We start from the raw sequence: 20,469 nt of genomic DNA, 5'->3' as shown, positions 1-20,469 counted from the left end.
TCACTTGACACTCCCGGCGGACAGGCCCGACTGCCAGAACCGCTGGAGAAGGAGGAAGGCGATCACGAGCGGCACGATGGTCAGCAGCGAGCCGGTGATCACCAGGTTGTAGATGGGGCGGGCACCCACGCCGGTCGCCTGGTTGCTCCACTGCGTGAGCCCGACCGTGAGCGGGTAGAGGTTGGGTTTGCTGAGCATGATCAGCGGGAGGAAGTAGTTGTTCCAGGTCGACACCACCGCGAACAGCAGGGTGGTGACGATGCCGGGGGCAAGCAACCGGAGCGCGACGGTGAAGAAGATCCGCACCTCGCCGGCGCCGTCGATCCGGGCTGCCTCGAGCAGTTCCACCGGCACCGCGTCGGTCGAGTACACCCACATCAGGTAGAGCCCGAACGGGCTGACCAGCGACGGGATGATGATCGCCCACACCGTGTTCGTCAGGCCGAGGTTGGAGAACATCAGGAACGTCGGCACCGCGAGCGCCGTCCCCGGTACGGCGACCGCACCGAGCAGCACCGCGAACACGGCCCGGCGGCCGGCGAACTTGTACTTCGCCAGGCCGTAGCCCGCCGCGGTCGCCAGCAGGGTCGCACCGCCGGCCCCGACGACGACGTACAGCAGCGTGTTGCCGAGCCACTGCAGGAAGATGCCGTCGTTGTAGGTCAGCGTGTCCTTGATGTTGTCGAAGAACGCGAAGCTCTTGCCGAACCACAGTCCGGGCGTGGACAGCAGGTCGGCCTGGGTCTTGGTCGAGCTGATCAGCAGCCAGGCCAGCGGCACCAGCGTGTAGATCAGGTACAGGACCATCAGGCCGGTCAGCAGCGGCGACTTCCGCGGCCGTAGCGGCGACGTCGTGGTCTTCTTCGTCCGAGGCGCCGTACGGACGGCGCGCGGAGCGTCCACAGTCGTGGTCACAGGGCCTCCCGGGAGCCACGCAGCTGGACGACGTACGCGATGATCGCGGTGATGACGCCCATCACGATCGCGACGGTGGCGGAGTAGTTGAACTGCTGCCCGGCGAAGGACAGGTTGTAGGCGTACATGTTCGGCGTGTAGTACGTGGTGATCACGTTCGGCGCCAGCGTCCGCAGGATGTTCGGCTCGTTGAAGAGCTGGAAGCTGCCGATGATCGAGAAGATGGTCGCGATCACGATCGCGCCGCGGAGCGCGGGCAGCTTCACCGCGCGGATGGTCCGGAAGGTGCCGGCCCCGTCGATCGCGGCCGCCTCGTACAGCTCACCGGGCACCGTGCGCAGCGCCGAGTAGAAGATCAGCATGTTGTAGCCGACGAACTCCCAGGTGACGATGTTGGCGATCGACGGCAGCATCCAGCTCCCGCTCAGCGGCTGGATCGCAGTGGTGCCGAACAGGTCGTTCAGGTTCGCGGCCAGGCCGAAGTTGTCGCCGTAGATGTAGCCCCACATCAGCACCGCGACCACGCCCGGTACGGCGTACGGCAGGAAGATCACGATCCGGAAGAAGCTCGCGCCGTGCAGCCGGGCGCTGTCGATGGCCAGCGCGGCCAGCAGGGCGAGCCCCAGCATCACCGGCACCTGGACGACCAGGAACACCGCGACCCGGCCGAACGCCTCCCAGAACTTCGGGTCCCGCAGCGCCTCGGTGTAGTTGTCCAGGCCGACGAACACGGTGCCGCCGAAGAACGCCTGGTCGCGGAACAGGCTCAGGTAGATCGCGTACCCGATCGGGGCCAGGAAGGTCAGCGCGAACACGGCCAGGAACGGGCCGACGAAGACCCATCCCTTCGCATCCTGACCGAACCTCCCACGCCTCCGGCGTAGTGCTACGGACTGACTCATGCGCCCGCCGGCCTCCTTCGTGAACTCGTCGCCGACACGCGATGTTGACGTCAACATCGATCGCCGAGACGGTAGCGTGTTTACGTCAACATGTCTACACTGCGGGACAAGCGAGGAGGGTGCCGATGTCAGCGGAGGAGTCTGCGGTACGGCGGCGGCGTGGCCCGTCGATGGCCGACGTGGCCCGGCTGGCCGGCGTGTCCGGGCAGACGGTGTCCCGGGTCGCGAATGAGCGGCACAACGTCGACGCGGCCACCCGGGACCGGGTCCAGGCCGCCATGCGCGAGCTCGGCTACCGCCCGAACAGCGCCGCCCGGGCGCTGCGCAACGGGCAGTTCCGGAGTATCGGCGTGATCGTCTTCGAGCTGCACAGCTTCGGTACGACGCGGACGCTCGACGCGGTCGCCGCGGCGGCCACGATCAGCGGCTACGCGATCAACCTGCTACCGGTGCTCGACGTGAACCAGAGTGCGGTGACGAACGCGTTCAGCCGGCTGGGGGAGCAGGCGGTCGACGGTGTGATCATCCTCATCGAGGCGCACACGCTCGACGAGGCCGGCGTACTGCTGCCCGAGGGGCTGCCGGTCGTGGTGGTCGACTCGAGCGCCCACTACGACTACCCGATCGTGGACACCAACCAGGCTCAGGGCGCCCGGCTGGCCACCGAGCACCTGCTGGATCTCGGGCACGAGACGGTGTGGCACCTCGGCGGACCACCGACGTCGTTCGCCGCGGACCGGCGCCGGCGGTCGTGGGAGCTGACGCTGAAGCAGCGTGGTTGCGAGGTCCCGCCGGTCCTGGACGGCGACTGGACGCCCAGCTCCGGCTACGTAGCCGGCCGGGAGCTGGCTGCGAACCAGGACGTCACGGCCGTGTTCGCCGCGAACGACCAGATGGCGCTCGGACTGCTGCGGGCGCTGCACGAGCGGGGCCGGGTGGTGCCGGACGACATCAGCGTGATCGGGTTCGACGACATGGAGGAAGCCGCGCACTTCTGGCCCCCGCTGACCACGATCCGGCAGAACTTCGCCGAGGTGGGCCGGCTCAGCGTCGACGCGCTCATCCGCGAGATCCAAGCCGGCGAACACCACCACGACCCGGTCGCCGTACCGACCAAACTGGTGGTCCGGAGCAGTACGGCCCCGCCGCGCCCCTCCGCATTTGGTGGGTAGACCCACCAGGTTGGGGGTTTGCCACCCCGGTTGCGGGTGGCAAACCCAGCATTTCGCTGGTTAGCCAGCGAAATGTGAGCGGGGGGAGAGGGATTCGACGACCTTCAGTAGGGCGGAGTGGTCGAGGGAACCGTGGCCTTGGCGCGGGCCGCGGCGACCAGTTGTGCGGGTGAGTCGGGCAGCATCGTGATCACCACCTCGGCGCCGTTGACGGCGCCGGCGATGTCCGCAGACGGCTTGCGCCAGCCGATCCACAGCTGCCGGTACCCGGTCACGGCGTGTCCGGCGCGGACCAGGTTCGCGGACAGGTGCGAACCCATGATCCTGAGGCCGATGAAGCCGATCGCCGTCATACCGCGACCTCCTCGACCGCCATCACGGCCCGCATCAGGTTGGCGGTTTCGGTGGGGGTTTTGCCGACCTTGACGCCTACTGCTTCGAGGGCTTCCTGCTTGGCGGCTGCGGTGCCGGAGGAGCCAGAGACGATGGCGCCGGCGTGGCCCATGGTCTTGCCCTCGGGTGCGGTGAAGCCGGCCACGTAGCCGACGACCGGCTTGGTGACGTTGTCCTTGATGAACGCGGCCGCGCGCTCCTCGGCGTCGCCGCCGATCTCGCCGATCATCACGATCGCGTCGGTGTCCGGGTCGTCCTGGAACGCCTGCAGCGCGTCGATGTGGGTGGTCCCGATGATCGGGTCGCCGCCGATCCCGATCGCGGTGGAGAACCCGAAGTCCCGCAGCTCGTACATCATCTGGTAGGTCAGCGTGCCCGACTTGCTGACCAGGCCGATCCGGCCCGGACCCGCGATGTCGGCCGGGATGATGCCCGCGTTGGACTGTCCGGGGCTGATGATGCCGGGGCAGTTCGGGCCGATGATGCGGGTGGTCCCGGATGCCTGCGCGTGCGCGAAGAAGGCCGCGGTGTCGTGGACGGGCACGTCCTCGGTGATCACCACCACCAGCGGGATGCCGGCATCGACGGCTTCGATCACTGCGCCCTTGGTGAACCGCGGTGGCACGAAGACGACCGACACGTCCGCGCCGGCAGACTTCACCGCGCCGGCGCACGAGCCGTAGACCGGGATCGATCGCTTCGCGAAGTCGATCGACTGGCCGCCCTTGCCCGGCGTCACGCCGCCGACGATGTTGGTGCCGGCGGCAAGCATCCGGCTGGTGTGCTTCTGTCCTTCGGATCCGGTCATGCCCTGCACGACGACCCGGCTCTGCTCGGTCAGGAAAATCGCCATCTCACACGCCTCTCAGATCTGGGCTGCCGAAACGGGGGCGGCCAGTTCGGCGGCCAGTTCGGCGGCACGGGCGGCGGCGCCGTCCATCGTGTCCACCACGGTCACCAGCGGATGGTTGGCCTGGGCAAGGATCCGGCGGCCTTCCTCGACGTTGTTGCCGTCCAGCCGCACCACCAGCGGCTTGTCGGCCTGGTCGCCGAGCAGCGCGAGCGCCTGGACGATCCCGTTCGACACCGCGTCGCAGGCGGTGATGCCGCCGAACACGTTCACGAACACGCTGCGGACCTGGGCGTCGCCGAGGATGATGCCGAGTCCGTTCGCCATCACCTCCGCCGACGCGCCACCCCCGATGTCGAGGAAGTTGGCGGGTTTCACGCCGTACGGCTCACCGGCGTACGCGACCACGTCCAGGGTGGACATGACCAGGCCGGCGCCGTTGCCGATGATGCCGACCGAGCCGTCCAGCTTGACGTAGTTGAGGCCCTTCTCCTGGGCCGCGGCCTCGAGCGGGTCCGCGGCCGCCTTGTCCTCGAAGCCCGCGTGATCGGCGTGCCGGTACGCCGCGTTCTCGTCGAGGGTCACCTTGCCGTCGAGGGCTTCGAGCGATCCGTCGCCCAGCTTGACCAGCGGGTTGACCTCGACCAATGACGCGTCCTCGGCGATGAACACGTCCCAGAGCTTCCGTACGACGTCCTCCGCGCCGGCCGGAAAGCCTGCGGCCGCGACGATTTCTGCAGCCTTCGCCGCGTCCACGCCGACAGCCGGGCTGATCGCGACCTTCGCGATCGCTTCCGGGTTGGTGTGCGCGACCTCCTCGATCTCGACACCGCCCTCGGTGCTGGCGATGCAGAGGTAGTTGCGGTTGGCCCGGTCGACCAGGAAGGAGAAGTAGTACTCCTCGGCGATGTCCGCGGCCGGTGCGAGCAGCACCCGGCGGACGGCGTGGCCCTTGATGTCCATGCCGAGGATCTCGCCGGCCTTGGCCACGGCCTCGTCGGGGGAGCTCGCCAGCTTCACGCCGCCGGCCTTGCCGCGGCCACCGGTCTTCACCTGTGCCTTCACCACCACCCGCCCGCCGAGGTCCGCGGCAGCCGCGGCAGCGTCGGCCGGATCCTCGATCACCCGACCGAGCGTCACCGGGACGCCGTGCCGGGCGAACAGTTCCTTGGCTTGGTACTCCATCAGGTCCACGGCAGCCTCCATGTCCAGGGGTTATGGACGACTGTATGCGGTATACAGTCGTCGTCACAAGGGTCTGGGCTCTGGACAACGGTGACGCAGAGGAGTACCACAGATCTCATACGGTATGCAGTAGTCAGGAGGCGATATGAATCACGCGATGGCCACGCCCCGGGACGTGCGTGACGTCTACGGCAGGCAGTACCGCATCGGAGAGGACGCCGAGGACCTGACCGGACACTCCCGCCGATGGCAGCTGTGGGCGACTTGGGCGTGCATGGTCGCCATCAGCCCACTCCAGTACTCCTTCGGCTCCGCCGCGATCGGCTTGCAGGACGGACGTGGCTGGAACGCCGTCGCGACGATGTGGCTGCTCGCCATCTTCGTCGCTTGCCAAGCACTGATGGCGATCCCGGCTGCTTGGGCCCAGCGAGTACGGCGTGCCACGCCGACCCAGCTCGTCGTCGTCGGAGGTATGTTCGCCGCGACCGGACTGGTGACACTCGCCCATGCGGACGGCTATGCGCTCGTCGTCCTCGGCTACGCGGTGGTCGGCGGAGCCGGCGCCGGACTCGTGTACGCAGCCTGCATCACCACGGCCGCACGCTGGTTCCCTGATCGCCGCACCGCCACGATCGGTTTCGTCACCGGAGGGTTCGCCGTCGGCGCGGTGCCCAGCATCGCATTGTTGACAATCTTCCAGTCGACAACCGGACAACGGATCGTCTTCGACGTGACCGCGCTGCTCGCCGTGCTCGTCGTACTGACCGCTGGTGGGCTGCTGAAGGATCCGCCACGGCACTGGTGGCCGGCGGAGATCGACGCGCAGGTGTGGGCGATCGACCGCAAGCTCAACCGGAACATCCCGCACAACGCCCCCGCGGTCCGGCACTACCGCCCGGCCGAGGCGATGCGCACCGGCGCGCTGCCACTGATGTGGCTGACGCTGGCGCTGAGTACGGCGCTCTCGCTCTTCGGCATCGCCTTCGTCGTGAGCTACGCCGTCACCGCGGAGCTGGGAGTCGCGGTCGCCGGGTTCGCGGCCGGGATGCTTGCCGCGGTCAACGGTCTTGGCCGGTCGCTGGCCGGGCACCTCTCGGACCGGTTCGGCCGGCGTCGGGTGCTGGCCGCCGTACTGATGGTCGAAGGGTTCACGCACGTCGGGCTCGTCGTCGCCGGCGAGGCGGGTGCGGGTTGGGCGTTCGTGTTGTGCGCGATGTTCGCCGGACTGGGCGGCGGCGCGTTCTACGCGATCATGGCGAACCTGGTGCTGGAGTTCTTCGGCGAGAACAGCCTGCTGCAGAACCAGGCGATCCTGTACTCCGCGAAGGCCGCCGGTGGACTCGTCGGCGTCGGTGTTGCCGCCTCGCTGGTCGCGACCGTGGGGTATCGGCCGCTGTTCCTCGGCGCCGGGTTGCTCGGTGTGCTGACGGCGCTGATCGTGCGGTTCCTGAAACAACCAGGTCGACCTGCGCTGCCGGTCCGTCCGCAGTTGGGTACGCCGGTCGCCGGGTCGGGCGAGTGAACGGCTACGGCAGGGTCGCGCGCCCCGATCCGTGCGTCATGGAACTGGTGTCGAAGCTGGCCAGGGAACCGTGGACGGACCGCCCGACCTGCGTTCACCCGACGCTGAGCGCGGTGGCCAGGGCAGTGCACGACCACAGCAGCTCAATCGGCCGCCAGGCCCTACTCCCACTGGCCCCGAGCTTCATCGGTACGGCGCAGACCGGCTTCGAACCGTCCGCCCGTGTCGTCGCGCTGTGCGTGTCGACCGCACTGGCGGGCGGCGAGCTGACGAAAGACGAACGCATCCGGTTGGCGAACGCGCATCAGACCGCGATCCACCTGATGAGCGGGCGCGACGAGCCCGGGGGAGCGGCGCGCTGGTGGCTGCCGGTCCTCGGCCGGTTCGGCTGGAGCGAGCCGTTCTACCGGACCTTCGTCGCGACCGAACACGCCGCCGAAGCAGTCGCGGTCACCGCCCGGGTTTCGAACAGTGACTGCGACGTACGTCTGAGGCAGCTCCTGAAACAGTGCCTCGCAGCTCATGGGGCTCGGCGGCCCGGCGCTCCTAAGCCCTCGTGCTCGACGCCTGCCCAGAAACCGTGGTCGTAGTCGCCATCCGGGATCACCACCAGTTCGCGCCGGCGAGGAGCGCGGACCTGTTGCTCGAGCCGCTCCAGGTCCGCCGCACACCGTTGCAGATCGTCCATCAATCGCAGTACGTCGAGATGCGGCCCGAGCTGATTCCTCAACGCCAGAAGGGATTTCTCCAACGCCTGCACGGCTTCGCGGGTCCGGTCGAGATCTTCGTGAATCGTCATCGCAGCCTCCCGGCGTCGAACTCTGGACAACCACCACGGCGTGCGATAAGACTACGACTACACCATACGGTATGCAATCTACATTCAAGCCGCACCCCGGCCCTTCCGAGGAGATGACTGCAGATGGCGCAGACAGTGTCGGAGACCCAACCAGCCGCAGAGGTGAAGGAGCCGGAGACCACGACGATCTCGGGTGGCCACCTGGTCGCCAAGGCCCTGAAGGCCGAGGGGATCGACGTGATCTTCACCCTCTGCGGCGGGCACATCATCGACATCTACGACGGCTGTGTCGACGAGGGCATCGCGGTGGTCGACGTACGGCACGAGCAGGTCGCCGCGCACGCGGCCGACGGGTACGCCCGGATGACCGGCAAGCCCGGCTGCGCCGTGGTCACCGCCGGACCGGGGACGACGGACGCCGTCACCGGGGTCGCGAACGCGTTCCGGGCCGAGAGCCCGATGCTGCTGATCGGCGGCCAGGGCGCGCTGAACCAGCACAAGATGGGGTCCCTGCAGGACCTCCCGCACGTCGACATGATGACGCCGATCACCAAGTTCGCCGCGACCGTGCCGCACACCGCGCGGGTCGCCGACATGGTGTCGATGGCGTTCCGCGAGTGCTTCAACGGCGCCCCCGGACCGTCCTTCCTGGAGATCCCGCGCGACATCCTGGACAACTCGGTCCCGGTCGAGTCCGCGACGGTCCCCGAGCCCGGCCGGTACCGGGCGTCCACCAAGAGCATCGGCGACCCGGCCGGCATCGAGGCGCTGGCCGACCTGCTGGTCCGGGCCGAGAAGCCGGTGGTGCTGCTCGGCACCCAGGTGTGGACCTCGCGCGGCACCGACGCCGCGATCGAATTCGCTCGCCGGCTGAACATCCCGGCGTACATGAACGGCTCCGCCCGCGGCACGCTGCCGCCCGGCGACCCGCACCACTTCCACCTGTCCCGCCGGTACGCGTTCAACAACGCCGACCTGATCCTGATCGTCGGCACGCCGTTCGACTTCCGGATGGGCTACGGCCGCCGGCTGCCGAAGACCGCGACCGTTGTCCAGGTCGACATGGACTACCGCACCGTCGGCAAGAACCGCGACATCGATCTCGGCCTGGTCGGCGACCCGGGCGCGATCCTGGCCGCGGTCACCCAGGCGGCGTCCGGCCGGGTACAGAAGGCCGGCGACCGGAAGGCCTGGTTCGCCGAGCTCCGCGCCGAGGAGGACGCGTCGTACCAGAAGCGGCTGCCGAAGCAGCTGTCGGACGCGAACCCGATCCACCCGCTGCGGCTGGCGCACGAGATCAACGAGTTCCTGACCGAGGACTCGATCTACATCGGCGACGGCGGCGACATCGTCACCTTCTCCGGCGGCGTGGTGCAGCCCAAGTCGCCCGGCCATTGGATGGACCCGGGACCGCTCGGCACCATCGGCGTCGGCATCCCGTTCGTGATGGCGGCCAAGTACGCCCGGCCGGACCAGGAAGTGGTCGCGCTGTTCGGCGACGGCGCCTTCTCGCTGACCGGCTGGGACTTCGAGACGCTGGTCCGCTTCAACCTCCCGTTCGTCGGTGTCGTCGGCAACAACTCCTCGATGAACCAGATCCGCTACGGCCAGGAGGTCAAGTACGGCCAGGCCCGCGGCCGGGTCGGCAACACGCTCGGCGACGTCCGGTACGACGAGTTCGCCAGGATGCTCGGCGGGTACGGCGAGGAGGTCCGCGATCCCAAGGACATCGGGCCGGCCATGCAGCGCGCCCGCGAGTCCGGGCTGCCGTCACTGATCAACGTCTGGGTCGACCCGGACGCGTACGCCCCCGGAACCATGAACCAGACCATGTACAAGTAACGGAGGACCCGCATGTCCAAGGCCCTCGAAGGTGTCCGCGTTCTCGACATGACCCACGTGCAGTCCGGACCGTCCTGCACCCAGATCCTCGCCTGGCTCGGCGCCGACGTCGTCAAGCTCGAGGCGCCCACCGGTGACATCACCCGCCAGCAGCTGCGCGACCTCCCGGACGTCGACAGCCTCTACTTCACGATGCTGAACTGCAACAAGCGCAGCATCACGCTGAACCTGAAGTCCGAGCGGGGCAAGGAGATCTTCACCGACCTGGTGAAGGACGTCGACATCCTGGTGGAGAACTTCGCCCCCGGCGCGATCGACCGGATGGGCTTCACCTGGGACCGCCTGCAGCTGATCAACCCGCAACTGATCTTCGCCTCGATCAAGGGCTTCGGCCCGGGCCGGTACGAGGACTTCAAGGCCTACGAGGTGGTCGCCCAGGCGATGGGCGGCGCGATGAGCACGACCGGGTTCGAGGAGGGGCCGCCGACCGCGATCGGCGCCCAGATCGGTGACTCCGGCACCGGCATTCACCTGGTCGCCGGCATCCTGGCGGCGCTCTACCAGCGGACGCACAGCGGCAAGGGCCAGCGGGTCAGCGTGGCCATGCAGGAAGCCGTGCTGAACCTGACCCGAGTCAAGCTGCGCGACCAGCAGCGGCTGGCCCACGGGCCGCTGCGCGAGTACCCGAACGCGCACTTCGGCGACGAGGTGCCGCGGTCCGGCAACGCCTCCGGCGGCGGTCAACCCGGTTGGGCGCTGCGGTGCGCTCCGGGCGGCCCGAACGACTACATCTACGTGATCGTCCAGCCGCCCGGCTGGGCCCCGATCGCGAACCTGATCGGCAAGCCCGAGCTGGCCGACGACCCGGACTGGTCCACCCCGGCAGCCCGGCTCGGCAAGCTGGGCAAGATGTTCGCGCTGATCGAGCAGTGGACCGAGCAGCACACCAAGTTCGAGGTGATGGACAAGCTCAACGCGCTGAACGTGCCCTGCGGGCCGATCATGTCCACCCGCGAGCTGATCGAGGACGAGACGCTGGCCGACCTCGGCGCCGTGGTCGAGGTGAAGCATGCTCAGCGCGGCAGCTTCAAGACCGTCGGCTGCCCGATCAAGCTGTCCGACTCCCCGGTCCAGGTCGAGACCTCACCCGGTCTCGGCGAGCACAACTCCGTCATCTACGGCGGGCTCGGGATCGACACCACCGAGCTCGAAGAACTCAAAGCCGCCGGCGTCGTCTGACCTCTTCGCGAATGGGAGCTAATGGCATGACCTATGACAAGGCAGCAGTCCAGACCATCCTCGACCAGGCTCTGGCGGACGGCCGCACCTCGCTGAGCGCACCCGAGGCCAAGCAGGTCGCGGACGCGTACGGCATCCCGACGCCGGGTGAGGGGCTGGCCACGACTGCCGAGGGAGCGGCCGGCCTGGCGGCCGAGATCGGCTTCCCCGTCGTGCTGAAGATCGTGTCGCCGGACATCCTGCACAAGACCGACGCCGGTGGGGTCGTGGTCGGGGTCGACTCCGAGGACGCCGCGAAGCAGGCGTTCCGGAAGATTGTCGACAATGCGAAAGCCTACAAAGCCGACGCCGACATCACCGGGGTCCAAATTCAAAAACAACTGCTGGTCACTGACGTGCAGGAGGTCATCGTCGGCGCGGTCACCGACCAGACGTTCGGCAAGGTGGTCGCGTTCGGGCTGGGTGGCGTCCTGGTCGAGGTGCTGAAGGACGTCACCTTCCGGCTGGCCCCGCTGTCGGACGACGAGGCGCGGTCGATGATCGACGGGATCGGCGCGCACGAGATGCTGGACGGCGTCCGCGGCGCCAAGCCGGTGGACAAGGACGCCGTGGCCGACCTGGTCAGGCGGCTGTCCGACCTGGTGACCGACTTCCCGCAGTTCGCCGAGGTGGACCTGAACCCGGTGCTGGCCGGGCCGGACGGCGCCACCGCGGTGGACTTCCGGATCATCGTCGACGCCGAGGCCGGCAAGCCGGTCGAGCGGTACAGCCAGGACGAGATCCTGACCGCGATGACCCGGATCATGAAACCGCGCGCGGTCGCGGTGATCGGGGCCTCCAACGAGACCGGCAAGATCGGCAACTCGGTGATGAAGAACCTGGTCAACGGCGGTTACCAGGGCGACATCTACCCGATCAACCCCAAGGGCGGCGAGGTGCTCGGGCTGAAGGCGTTCCCGAGCATCCTGGACGTCCCGGGCGACGTCGACGTCGCGGTGTTCGCCGTACCGGCCAAGTTCGTCGGCGGCGCGCTCGAGCAGTGCGGTGAGAAGGGTGTGGCCGGGGCGATCCTGATCCCGTCCGGGTTCGCCGAGACCGGTGAGCAGGAGCTCCAGGACGAGGTGGTGGCGATCGCGCGCAAGCACAACGTGCGCATCCTCGGGCCGAACATCTACGGCTACTACTACCTGCCGGAGAGCCTGTGCGCGACGTTCTGCACGCCGTACGACGTGAAGGGCAGTGTCGCGCTCTCGTCACAGAGTGGAGGCATCGGGATGGCGATCCTCGGCTTCAGCCGGTCCAGCCGGATGGGCGTCTCCGCAATTGTTGGGGTAGGCAACAAGGCCGACATCGACGAGGATGACCTCCTGACGTTCTTCGAGAACGACGACAACACGAACCTGATCGCCATGCACCTGGAGGACCTGAAGGACGGCCGGGCGTTCGCCGAGACGGCGGCCCGGGTGTCGAAGCAGAAGCCGGTCGTCGTGCTGAAGGCCGGCCGTACCGACCTGGGCGCCCGGGCGGCCAGCTCGCACACCGGCGCCCTGGCCGGCAACGACAAGGTGTACGACGACATCCTGCGGCAGAGCGGTGTGGTCCGGGCGCCGGGGCTGAACGAGATGCTCCAGTTCGCCCGCGGCATCCCGCTGCTGCCGACCCCGAAGGGCGAGAACGTCGTCATCATCACGGGTGCGGGCGGCTCCGGCGTCCTGCTGTCCGACGCGTGCGTGGACAACGACCTGCAGCTGATGTCGATGCCGGCCGACCTGGACGAGGCGTTCAAGAAGTTCATCCCGCCGTTCGGTGCCTCCGGCAACCCGGTGGACATCACCGGCGGCGAGCCGCCGTCGACGTACCGGAACACGATCGCGCTCGGGCTGTCCGACGAGCGGATCCACGCCTTGATCCTGGGCTACTGGCACACCATCGTGACCCCGCCGATGGTGTTCGCGAAGCTGGTCGCCGAGGTGGTCGAGGAGTACCGCGCCCAGGGCATCGACAAGCCGGTGGTCGCGTCGCTGTCCGGTGACGTCGAGGTCGAGGAGGCCAGCCAGTACCTGTTCGACCACGGTGTGGTCGCCTACCCGTACACCACCGAGACCCCGGTCCAGGTCCTCGGTGCCAAGTATCGCTGGGCCCGCAACGCCGGCCCGCTCGGCTGACCGATCGATTGGAGGAAGGAGCACGCGGGGGAGCGTTGATCCGCTAGTTGGCGTCGATCTAAGGAGTCCGCCTTGGACGTCACAAGCAACACCTCAGAAGTACCCGAAGGGCCCGCCGCGGCAGCAGTGACCGAGAAGGTCTGGAAAGCGGGCAGGCTCGAACCGATGCCGATCCGGAAGCTTCCGGACGCACCGCCCTCGTTGCACATCCTCGGTCCGACCGTCTTCCTGGTCGCGCTGGGCGTCGGCATGGGCGAGTCCTACATGTGGCCCCGGCTGGTCCTGGTGTTCGGGCCGGACATCCGCTGGCTGTTCATGGTCGGCGTCACCCTGCAGGCGTTCGTGCTGCTGGAGATGGCCCGGTACGCGATGGCCACCGGCGAGAGCATCTTCTTCGGCGCGGCCCGCATCTTCAAACCGATGATGTGGTTCTTCTACGTCGCGGCGATCCTGATCTACATGTGGCCCGGCCACCTGTCGGCCGGCGCCGCCGCGTTCGAGGAGGTCAGCGGCATACCTTGGCAGGTGACAGCCTGCGTCGCGCTGATCTTCGTCGGGGTGCTCTTCAGCATGCTGTCGGTGATCTACAACTTCCTCGAGAAGCTGCTCGGCCTGCTGATCGGCCTGCTGGTCGTCGGCACGTCGGTGATCGCGGCGATGGTGGGCAGCTGGGACGACCTGGCGAACACCCTGTCCGGCATGTTCGCGTTCGGCTACTTCCCGGACAAGGCGCTCACCGACGCCTGGTTCCCGATCGTGGTCGGTTCGATCGCCTTCGCCGGCCCGTCCGGTATGCAGCAGATGTGGTACACGCTGCAGTTGCGCGACAGCGGCGCCGCGATGGGTTCGCACATCCCGAAGATCCGCGGTCTGCGTGCGGCCGGCGAGGCCGAGTCGATGCCGTCGCGGGGCTTCATGTTCGACACCGAGGACCCGGCCGAGATGCAGAAGTGGAAGGGCTGGCGCAAGTGGGTCACCTTCGACGCGCTGCTGCTCTTCTGGGGTATCACCATGCTGGTGACGGTCTCGTTCACCGTGCTGGCCATGTCGGCGGCGCGGACCAACCCGAACGTGGCCGGCCTGATCGAGGGCGGTGACCGGGAGGCGGCGCTGAAGGCCATGTCCGACGCCTTCGCCTCGGCCGGCAGCCCGATCCTCGGCTCGCTGTTCTTCGGCTTCATCGCGCTGATCGGGCTGAACGCGACCCTCGGTCTGTTCGACTCGTTCTCCCGGGGCCAGGCGGACATGACGTACTACTTCGTGCCGGGCGCCAAGCGGTTCTCGATGTCGAGGCTGTACGCCGGATTCCTCTGGGGTGTGATCACCTTCGGGATCCTGATCCTGCTGTTCGGGCCGGCCGACGGTCCGGCGGGCATCCTGGACATCCTGGCCTTCTTGTCCACGTTCGCGATGGGTGCCTACTGCATCGTGTTGCTGCTGGTGAACAACATGCTGCTGCCCAAGCCGATCCGGCCGGGTCCGGTCCGGAACCTGATCATCGGGTTCGGCGCGGTGTTCTACCTCGGCCTGCTGTTCTACTGCCTGATCCGCTTCGGTGTGGTCGTGGACTGATCATGGCTGACCTGAAGCAGCTCGCGGAGTTCTCGGTCCCGGCCGCCGCGGTCGGCGCCTCGGCCGGAGTCATCGCCGGAGGGTTGGCCGCGTTCGTCGGCCAGCCCTTCGGCTGGGCGGTCGCGACCGGCCTCGGTCTCGGCGTCCCGCTGGTCCTGTTCGGCGCGGGGTACGCCGTACTGGTCGCGCTGGGCAAAGTCCCCGCCGGTGTGTTCGCGCCGGCGGCGGTCTACTGGGTGATCGGCTTCCCGCTCGCCCTGCTGGTGCATTCGGTGGTGACCGAGTGGGTGGTGGCCGGCTCGCCGGGACTGCCGCCCGAGCCGTGGAAGTTCCTCGCCTTCCGTGCCCTGGTGAGCATGGGCTTCGCGATCGGCTTCCTCTGGATGCACGAGCAGCTCGGCCGCCATTGGTGGCCGCGCATCCTGGACCGCAACATCTACGCCAGGCGGACCGTCGAGCAGTACGCCCACCTCGCCGCCGCCCTGGACGCCCGCAAGGCCGCCACCGGCCGGGGCCGCAAGAAACGTGTCGCCTGACCGTTCGAGGGGATATCCACCGGTGTTGTGCCTTCTCCCATGCTGTACGAGGGGAGAAGGCACAACACCGGTGGATAATCCCCTCGGGTTGTTTCGGGGGGTCAGGGCGTCGTACGGCGCCGCCGCCGGGGAGCTGCCTCGGGCTCCGGAGCGGCCTCGTCCGGACCGTTGGCCGCCTGCAGGTCGTGGTAGGCCTTGCGGGTGTGCTCAGTGTGCTCGCGCATGGTCTGCGCGGCCTTGTCCTCGTCACCCTCGCTGATCGCCTTGACCAGCCGGTTGTGCTCCCGCCAGGACGCGGCGCCGCGCACCGGCGCGACCGGCGTGTAGTACCACCGGACCCGGCGGTCCACCTGGGCCGCGAAGTCCACCAGGAACCGGTTGCCCGACATCTGGGTGATCAGGCTGTGCAGCTCGCCGTTCGTCCGTACGGCGCCGTCGATGTCGCCGGCCTCGTGGTACGCCGTACCGACCTTGCACAGCTCCTTGAGCTTGGCCACGTCGTCCTTGGTCGCGTGCCGGGCCGCGAGCCGCGCGGACTCCGACTCCAGCGCCGCGCGGGCCGCCAGCAGCTGGTCGACCTCGTCCTCGGCCGGGACGTGCACCATCGCGCCGAAGCCCGGCCGCAGGTCCACCCAGCCCTCGTTGTTGAGCCGCTGGAGGGCCTCGCGCACCGGCTGCCGGGACACCCCGAGCATGCCGGCCAGCTCGACCTCGACGAGGTGCCGGCCGCGCTCGAGGGTGCCGTCGATGATCATCTCGGTCAGGGCCTCGTAGACGGACTCCCGCAATGGCGTCGGGCGCTTGACGTGCCGGACACCGGGGGAGACGGGGTCGCTGGTACCCGTGCTGATGGTCGTCATGAGGTCCTTCCCAGAAACGCTGAGGAGATCAGGATGGCACTTGGTAGACAGTCTACCAAGTGCCATGACCGAACATATGCTTTTCGGCCCCGGGATTCCGGGAGCCGTCAGGCGGCCGACTCGTCCGCCCGGCGGCGGTCGTCGTCGCCGGAGGTGAGCCGGACGTCGTCACCGGTCAGCCGGGCCAACTCGGCGTCCAGGTCGACCGGGGTGTTCAGCTCCTGCTGCAGCTCCGGAGCATCCGGGAACTGCGGGCGAGCCGCCAGAGCGCCGAACCTACGCGTGAAGATCATTGTCTGCCTTCCTGCTCCTCGGGGGAGCTTGCTTGAATTCTGCCTTCTGTATACATTCAACCAGGCGTACTGGCCGGTTATGCCCGCGTCTCACGTGATCCCGGTTACGTACGACGTGATCCCGCTTATACGCGCGCCCTGGTGGAGCAGGAGCGCGCGCCGGCTCCGGCCAGGCGGCCGCCGTCGACGATCAGGTAGGCGCCGCGCTTCATCGTGCCGAGCACACAGGGTCTTGGCCATGGTGTGGAATCTCCTTGTGGTGAAGGGACTTCCACAGTCGCCGCGTCACGGTCCGGCGGTCAAAGACTTGCTTGCTATGTCGAGATAGCCAGAACCCATCAAGTGCACGTCGAGCAGGGCGTCCAGCGCGTTGTGGACGCCGGCCTGACGCGCGACGTCGAGGAGCGCGCGGGCGAGCACCGGCTCGGGGCTGCGCGCTGCGATCACCAGCCCGACCCGCGGACCGTGCGCCGGACTCTTCAGCGGTACGACGCGCATCCCGTCGGGCACCCCGAACATGTGCAGCCACGCGTGCGAGATCACGGTCGACCAGTGGTTGCCGTGCAGGTGGCTGTAGAGGCCGGAAACCGTGTCGCTCTCGATCGACGGCGTCGCGGTGACACCGTCGTCGGTGAAGTAGCCGTTCATGATCCGGCGGTTGCGCATGTCCGGGGACAGCAGGCACAGCGGCAGCTCGGCGACCTGCGCCCAGGTTGCCATCGGCAACTCGGCGAGCGCGGTGTGCTGCGGGGTGAGCAGCAGGTAGCGCTCCTCGTACAGCGGTGTCTTGCGGACGTGGCCGAGGGTGTCGTCGTCGAGGTAGGTCATCCCGACGTCCAGGTCGAACTCGGCGAGCTTCTGGGTGATGTCGCGCGACGACAGCGATTCGATGGTGACCTTCGCGTTCGTGTGCCGCTCGCAGAACGGCGTGGTGAGCAGCGAGACGACGGGCATCGCGGTCGGGATCGCGCCGAGCCGGAGCGTCCCGGTCAGGCCACCGCGCATCACCGACAGCTCGTGCCGCAGCGCGTCCTGCTCGGCCAGGATCCGCTGGGCCCAGAGCAGCACCCGCTCACCTTCGGGGGTGAGGCCCTCGAACCGGCGCCCGCGACGGACGATCGGCACGTCGAGCTCCTGCTCGAGCTTGCGGATCGCGGCGGACAGCGACGGCTGGGACACGTAGCAGGCGTCCGCGGCGCGGGCGAAGTGCTTCTCCCGGGCCAGGGCGACGAGGTACTCCAGCTGGCGGAGCAGCATCAGGACCCGGCCGGATGGTGGATCGCATACCAGTCGTCTGTATACATAATCCAACTGTAGTGAGGTGGCCTGACTCCGGGAAGGTTTCGCGCGTCGCGCTCGTATCGTGTGACATGGATCACATCGAACCTGGTCTTGCCGGGCCCGGTTCGTTCGACGGATGGGTAGGGAGTCTCGTTTGGTAAGGAGCAGGTGATGGAGAAAGTTGTCTCGCAGGACGGCACCGAGATCGCGTACGACGTTGTCGGCAGCGGTCCGGGCCTGGTGCTGATCGCCGGCGCGTTCACCGACCGGTCGTTCTTCGCGCCGTACGCCGAGGCGCTGTCGGGCGCGTTCACGGTGGTGAACTACGACCGGCGTGGCCGCGGTGACTCCGGCGACACCACGCCGTACGCGGTGGAGCGGGAGTGGGAGGACCTGGACGCCGTGCGGACGGCGACTGGGGCGCGGTACGCCTGCGCGTTCTCGTCCGGGGTGATGGTGCTGCTGCAGGCCGGGCTGCCGTTCGAGAAGGTGGCGATCATGGAGCCGCCGTTCCGCGTCGAGGGCGCGCCGCCGGCGCCGGAGCGGTACCTCGAGCGGTTGCAGGAGTACGTCGACGCCGGAAACCCCGGTGGTGCGGCCGAGTTGTTCATGGTGGAGGCGGTCGGTCAGCCGAAGGAGGTCGTGGACCAGATCCGGGAGACGCCGATGTGGGCCGGGCTGGAGGCGATGGCGCACACCCTGGTGTACGACGGCCTGCAGATGCGGGACAGCGCCGTACCGGTGTCGTTGCTGTCGTCCGTCTCGACGCCGGTGCTCGGGTTGTACAGCAACGCGAGCCCGGAGTGGATGCAGCGGGCGGTGCAGGAGGCTGTGGCCGCGTCGCCGAACGGTACTGCGGAGGGCCACGACGGGACGTTCCACACGCTCTCGCCGGAGACGCTCGCGGCTGTTCTGACCGGCTACTTCAGCGCCGGCTGACGCCTGCCGGAGAGCACGCGCTTGAGGCGCGGCGCCAGCGGTCGCTCGTCGCCGAGCCGCTCGAAGATGATGAACCCGATGTGCGCGTGGATCAGGTACAGCGGGGTCGCAATCATCAACCCACGGCGTGATCCCGGTGTGCTACCTGCGGATGAGGTCGGGGTGCTCGGCGGCGAGACGGTTGTACGCGGCAAGCACCTCCGTCGGGATCTCGACGTGGTCGATGAAGTTCCGGCCGCGTGGGCCGTAGCCGTCGGCGTCGTCGCGCAACCGCCGGATCTCGCCGAGGACGAGCTCGGTGAATCTTCGCCTGCTCCAGATCTCGGGGAGGTTCGGGCCGGCGCTGACGTGATCTGGCTCGATCCACGGGATGAGCGGGGCGTGGCTGATCAGGGTTGTCCCGGGCAGGTCGGTGAACGACCGCTCGAAGCAGGCGTGGGTCCGGCGTTGCATGGTCGGATCCTGGATCAGCAGGAGCGTCTCAGGGCGGTCGATGAGCTGCCGGGTCAGGTGCGCGTTCTCGCCGCAGTTGGTCGACTCGTCCTCGACCATGATCGACTCGGGCGGCACGGCGTGCCTGGTGATGAGCAGGTCGCGGAAGACATGGGACTCCGGGCGGCCGGTGGCTTCGACGTCGAGTCCGCGTCGCCGTACTGCCTCCTCCAGGTAGTGGGTCGAGTGCCCGATCCCGCCGCTGACGAGGATCCGCGGGGCGAGCCGCCGGTGATAGAGCCTGGCCGCTGCCTCGACGGACTCGAGGACAGCGGAGCCCATCAGCACGATGCGGTCGGCTGCGGTGACCTCGCCCCGGCGGGCCAGGTACCGCCCGATCATTGCCTCAGCCGACATCAGCTTGGCAGGCGCATGGGCATCAGGATGTACGCCGAATCGCCGGACGGCTCGTCGTCGGGGGAGCGGAGACCGGTGAGGTTGGCGGGCTTGGTGGGCTGGGTGAACGCGAAGTGCGCGACCGGCGCACCGATCGAAGCCAGTCCGTCGAGCAGGTAGCCCGCGTTGAAGCCGGTTGCCACCGGTTCGCCGGTCAGCGCGACCTCGACGGACTCCGACGCCTGTGCCTCGTCCCCGCTGCCCGCGTCCAAGGTCGCCGTACCGTCGGCGATGGTGAGCCGGACCGGCGTCGTACGCTCCGCCACCAGCGCGACCCGCTTCACCGCCTCGACCAGCGTCGCGGTCTCCACCCGGACTGTGCTGGTGATCGCGGACGGCGCCGGGATCAGGCTGCGGACCTTCGGGAACTCGCCGTCGATCAACCGGCTCGTCGCCCGCCGGCCGGCCCCCGCGAACCCGATCAACCCGTCCCCTGTGCGGGTCGAACCGAGCGCGAGCGTGACGTCGTGACCGGCCAGCGCCTTGGACACGTCGGCGAGCAGCTTGGCCGGGACCAGCGCGTTCGCCTCGACGCCCGGGTCGACCGGCTCCCACTCGACGGTCCGCACGGCGAGCCGGTACCGGTCGGTGGCCAGGAGCTCGATCTTGGACCCCCGGATCTCCAGCCGGATCCCGGTGAAGACCGGCAGCGTGTCGTCCCGCCCGGCCGCGCTCAGCACCTGGTGAACAGCGCGCGCGAACGCCTCCCCACTCACCACTCCGCTTGCCGCAGGCAGCTCCGGCAGCGCCGGATACTCACCCAACGGCAAGGTCTGCAGCACGAACCGCGAGCTCCCGCTGCTCACCTGCACCCGGGCGGCGTCGCCGCTGAGCTCCACGGAGTCACGCGGCATGCTGCGGCAGATGTCGGCGAGCAAACGGCCCGACACCAGATAGCGTCCCTCGTCCGCCACCTCGGCCGGCACACTCACCTGCGCCGAGCTCTCGTAGTCGAACCCGGACAGCGTCACCTGCCCGTCACCGGCCTCGACCAGCATCCCGGCCAGGATCGGCACGCTCGGCCGGCTGGGCAGCCCTTTCGCCACCCAGCCGATCCCTTCGGCCAGCACTTCACGCCCAACCCGAACCTTCACACCCACTCCTCCCCATCGACAC

General features: G+C 68.4%; 21 protein-coding genes. 9 read left to right on the top strand and 12 right to left on the bottom strand.

From position 1 onward, the window contains the following. Together ACIBL3_RS38935 and ACIBL3_RS38930 are read right to left on the bottom strand one after the other, a co-directional pair. A complete protein-coding gene (locus ACIBL3_RS38935; protein WP_396358980.1) occupies window positions 1-915 on the bottom strand; it encodes a carbohydrate ABC transporter permease in 915 nt (304 codons plus the stop codon). Beyond that, window positions 912-1,817, bottom strand: coding sequence for a carbohydrate ABC transporter permease (locus tag ACIBL3_RS38930; RefSeq protein ID WP_396358979.1), 906 nt, complete (start codon window positions 1,815-1,817; stop codon window positions 912-914). Before ACIBL3_RS38930 ends, ACIBL3_RS38935 begins: the two co-directional genes overlap by 4 nt. Before the next feature lie 125 nt (window positions 1,818-1,942). Here ACIBL3_RS38930 and ACIBL3_RS38925 point away from each other — a divergent pair, with 125 nt between their 5' ends. After that, the gene (locus tag ACIBL3_RS38925) at window positions 1,943-2,989 is read left to right on the top strand and encodes a LacI family DNA-binding transcriptional regulator (protein WP_396358977.1); all 1,047 of its coding nucleotides are present in this window, start codon (window positions 1,943-1,945) and stop codon (window positions 2,987-2,989) included. A 104-nt stretch (window positions 2,990-3,093) separates the two neighbouring features. Here ACIBL3_RS38925 and ACIBL3_RS38920 read toward each other — a convergent pair whose 3' ends face one another. The 3 genes from ACIBL3_RS38920 to sucC are packed head-to-tail and all read right to left on the bottom strand — an operon-like array spanning window position 3,094 to window position 5,426. After that, complete coding sequence (locus tag ACIBL3_RS38920; RefSeq protein ID WP_396358976.1) at window positions 3,094-3,342, bottom strand: NAD(P)-binding domain-containing protein; 249 nt, start codon at window positions 3,340-3,342, stop codon at window positions 3,094-3,096. Then, window positions 3,339-4,235 carry a succinate--CoA ligase subunit alpha gene (sucD, locus tag ACIBL3_RS38915; protein ID WP_396358975.1) on the bottom strand — a complete coding sequence of 299 codons (897 nt, stop codon included), beginning with the start codon at window positions 4,233-4,235 and terminating at the stop codon, window positions 3,339-3,341. The genes ACIBL3_RS38920 and sucD overlap by 4 nt, the downstream gene beginning before the upstream one ends. Window positions 4,236-4,247: 12 nt before the next feature. Next, window positions 4,248-5,426 carry an ADP-forming succinate--CoA ligase subunit beta gene (gene sucC / locus ACIBL3_RS38910; RefSeq protein ID WP_396359054.1) on the bottom strand — a complete coding sequence of 393 codons (1,179 nt, stop codon included), beginning with the start codon at window positions 5,424-5,426 and terminating at the stop codon, window positions 4,248-4,250. Between the two features lie 136 nt (window positions 5,427-5,562). Between sucC and ACIBL3_RS38905 the strand changes: the two genes are divergently transcribed. Both ACIBL3_RS38905 and ACIBL3_RS38900 read left to right on the top strand, forming a co-directional pair. Next, a complete protein-coding gene (locus ACIBL3_RS38905; protein ID WP_396358974.1) occupies window positions 5,563-6,939 on the top strand; it encodes an OFA family MFS transporter in 1,377 nt (458 codons plus the stop codon). Window positions 6,940-6,977: 38 nt separating this feature from the next. Next, window positions 6,978-7,529 carry a hypothetical protein gene (locus ACIBL3_RS38900; RefSeq protein ID WP_396358973.1) on the top strand — a complete coding sequence of 184 codons (552 nt, stop codon included), beginning with the start codon at window positions 6,978-6,980 and terminating at the stop codon, window positions 7,527-7,529. On the opposite strand, the gene ACIBL3_RS38895 is transcribed toward ACIBL3_RS38900, so the two are convergent. Next, window positions 7,460-7,738 carry a hypothetical protein gene (locus tag ACIBL3_RS38895; RefSeq protein ID WP_396358972.1) on the bottom strand — a complete coding sequence of 93 codons (279 nt, stop codon included), beginning with the start codon at window positions 7,736-7,738 and terminating at the stop codon, window positions 7,460-7,462. The genes ACIBL3_RS38900 and ACIBL3_RS38895 overlap by 70 nt on opposite strands. 123 nt (window positions 7,739-7,861) lie before the next feature. Here ACIBL3_RS38895 and ACIBL3_RS38890 point away from each other — a divergent pair, with 123 nt between their 5' ends. From ACIBL3_RS38890 to ACIBL3_RS38870, 5 genes are all read left to right on the top strand, one after another. After that, on the top strand, window positions 7,862-9,580 hold the full coding sequence (locus ACIBL3_RS38890; protein ID WP_396358971.1) for a thiamine pyrophosphate-binding protein: 1,719 nt from the start codon (window positions 7,862-7,864) through the stop codon (window positions 9,578-9,580). Between the two features lie 12 nt (window positions 9,581-9,592). Further along, window positions 9,593-10,819 carry a formyl-CoA transferase gene (frc, locus tag ACIBL3_RS38885; RefSeq protein WP_396358970.1) on the top strand — a complete coding sequence of 409 codons (1,227 nt, stop codon included), beginning with the start codon at window positions 9,593-9,595 and terminating at the stop codon, window positions 10,817-10,819. A 26-nt stretch (window positions 10,820-10,845) separates the two neighbouring features. Continuing rightward, window positions 10,846-12,984: an acetate--CoA ligase family protein gene (locus tag ACIBL3_RS38880; protein WP_396358969.1), complete on the top strand. Its 2,139-nt coding sequence runs from the start codon at window positions 10,846-10,848 to the stop codon at window positions 12,982-12,984. A 165-nt stretch (window positions 12,985-13,149) separates the two neighbouring features. After that, window positions 13,150-14,556, top strand: coding sequence for an Nramp family divalent metal transporter (locus ACIBL3_RS38875; RefSeq protein ID WP_396358968.1), 1,407 nt, complete (start codon window positions 13,150-13,152; stop codon window positions 14,554-14,556). Window positions 14,557-14,558: 2 nt separating this feature from the next. Continuing rightward, on the top strand, window positions 14,559-15,092 hold the full coding sequence (locus ACIBL3_RS38870; protein ID WP_396358967.1) for a hypothetical protein: 534 nt from the start codon (window positions 14,559-14,561) through the stop codon (window positions 15,090-15,092). Between the two features lie 101 nt (window positions 15,093-15,193). On the opposite strand, the gene ACIBL3_RS38865 is transcribed toward ACIBL3_RS38870, so the two are convergent. The 3 genes from ACIBL3_RS38865 to ACIBL3_RS38855 all read right to left on the bottom strand — a co-directional run bounded on the left by ACIBL3_RS38865 (window position 15,194) and on the right by ACIBL3_RS38855 (window position 17,502). After that, the gene (locus ACIBL3_RS38865) at window positions 15,194-15,952 is read right to left on the bottom strand and encodes a GntR family transcriptional regulator (protein ID WP_396358965.1); all 759 of its coding nucleotides are present in this window, start codon (window positions 15,950-15,952) and stop codon (window positions 15,194-15,196) included. A 107-nt stretch (window positions 15,953-16,059) separates the two neighbouring features. Beyond that, window positions 16,060-16,245: a hypothetical protein gene (locus ACIBL3_RS38860; protein ID WP_396358963.1), complete on the bottom strand. Its 186-nt coding sequence runs from the start codon at window positions 16,243-16,245 to the stop codon at window positions 16,060-16,062. A gap of 285 nt (window positions 16,246-16,530) precedes the next feature. Then, window positions 16,531-17,502 carry a LysR substrate-binding domain-containing protein gene (locus ACIBL3_RS38855; protein ID WP_396358962.1) on the bottom strand — a complete coding sequence of 324 codons (972 nt, stop codon included), beginning with the start codon at window positions 17,500-17,502 and terminating at the stop codon, window positions 16,531-16,533. A 195-nt stretch (window positions 17,503-17,697) separates the two neighbouring features. Between ACIBL3_RS38855 and ACIBL3_RS38850 the strand changes: the two genes are divergently transcribed. Next, on the top strand, window positions 17,698-18,465 hold the full coding sequence (locus tag ACIBL3_RS38850) for an alpha/beta fold hydrolase (RefSeq protein ID WP_396358961.1): 768 nt from the start codon (window positions 17,698-17,700) through the stop codon (window positions 18,463-18,465). Here ACIBL3_RS38850 and ACIBL3_RS38845 read toward each other — a convergent pair. Genes ACIBL3_RS38845 through dnaN form a run of 3 tightly spaced genes read right to left on the bottom strand, consistent with a single transcriptional unit; the run spans window position 18,447 to window position 20,447 of the window. Next, the gene (locus ACIBL3_RS38845; RefSeq protein ID WP_396358960.1) at window positions 18,447-18,581 is read right to left on the bottom strand and encodes a hypothetical protein; all 135 of its coding nucleotides are present in this window, start codon (window positions 18,579-18,581) and stop codon (window positions 18,447-18,449) included. The two genes, ACIBL3_RS38850 and ACIBL3_RS38845, sit on opposite strands and share 19 nt — an antisense overlap. Before the next feature lie 25 nt (window positions 18,582-18,606). Further along, window positions 18,607-19,314 (bottom strand): YdcF family protein, encoded by a 708-nt coding sequence (locus ACIBL3_RS38840; RefSeq protein WP_396358959.1) that lies wholly within the window; start codon window positions 19,312-19,314, stop codon window positions 18,607-18,609. Further along, the gene (gene dnaN / locus ACIBL3_RS38835) at window positions 19,314-20,447 is read right to left on the bottom strand and encodes a DNA polymerase III subunit beta (protein WP_396358958.1); all 1,134 of its coding nucleotides are present in this window, start codon (window positions 20,445-20,447) and stop codon (window positions 19,314-19,316) included. Before dnaN ends, ACIBL3_RS38840 begins: the two co-directional genes overlap by 1 nt. Window positions 20,448-20,469 lie beyond the last annotated feature (22 nt).

Source organism: Kribbella sp. NPDC050124 (assembly GCF_044460355.1).
GTDB lineage: Bacteria > Actinomycetota > Actinomycetes > Propionibacteriales > Kribbellaceae > Kribbella.
The sequence above is the reverse complement of the archived record's forward strand: the minus strand, read 5'-3'. Positions and strand labels throughout refer to the sequence as shown.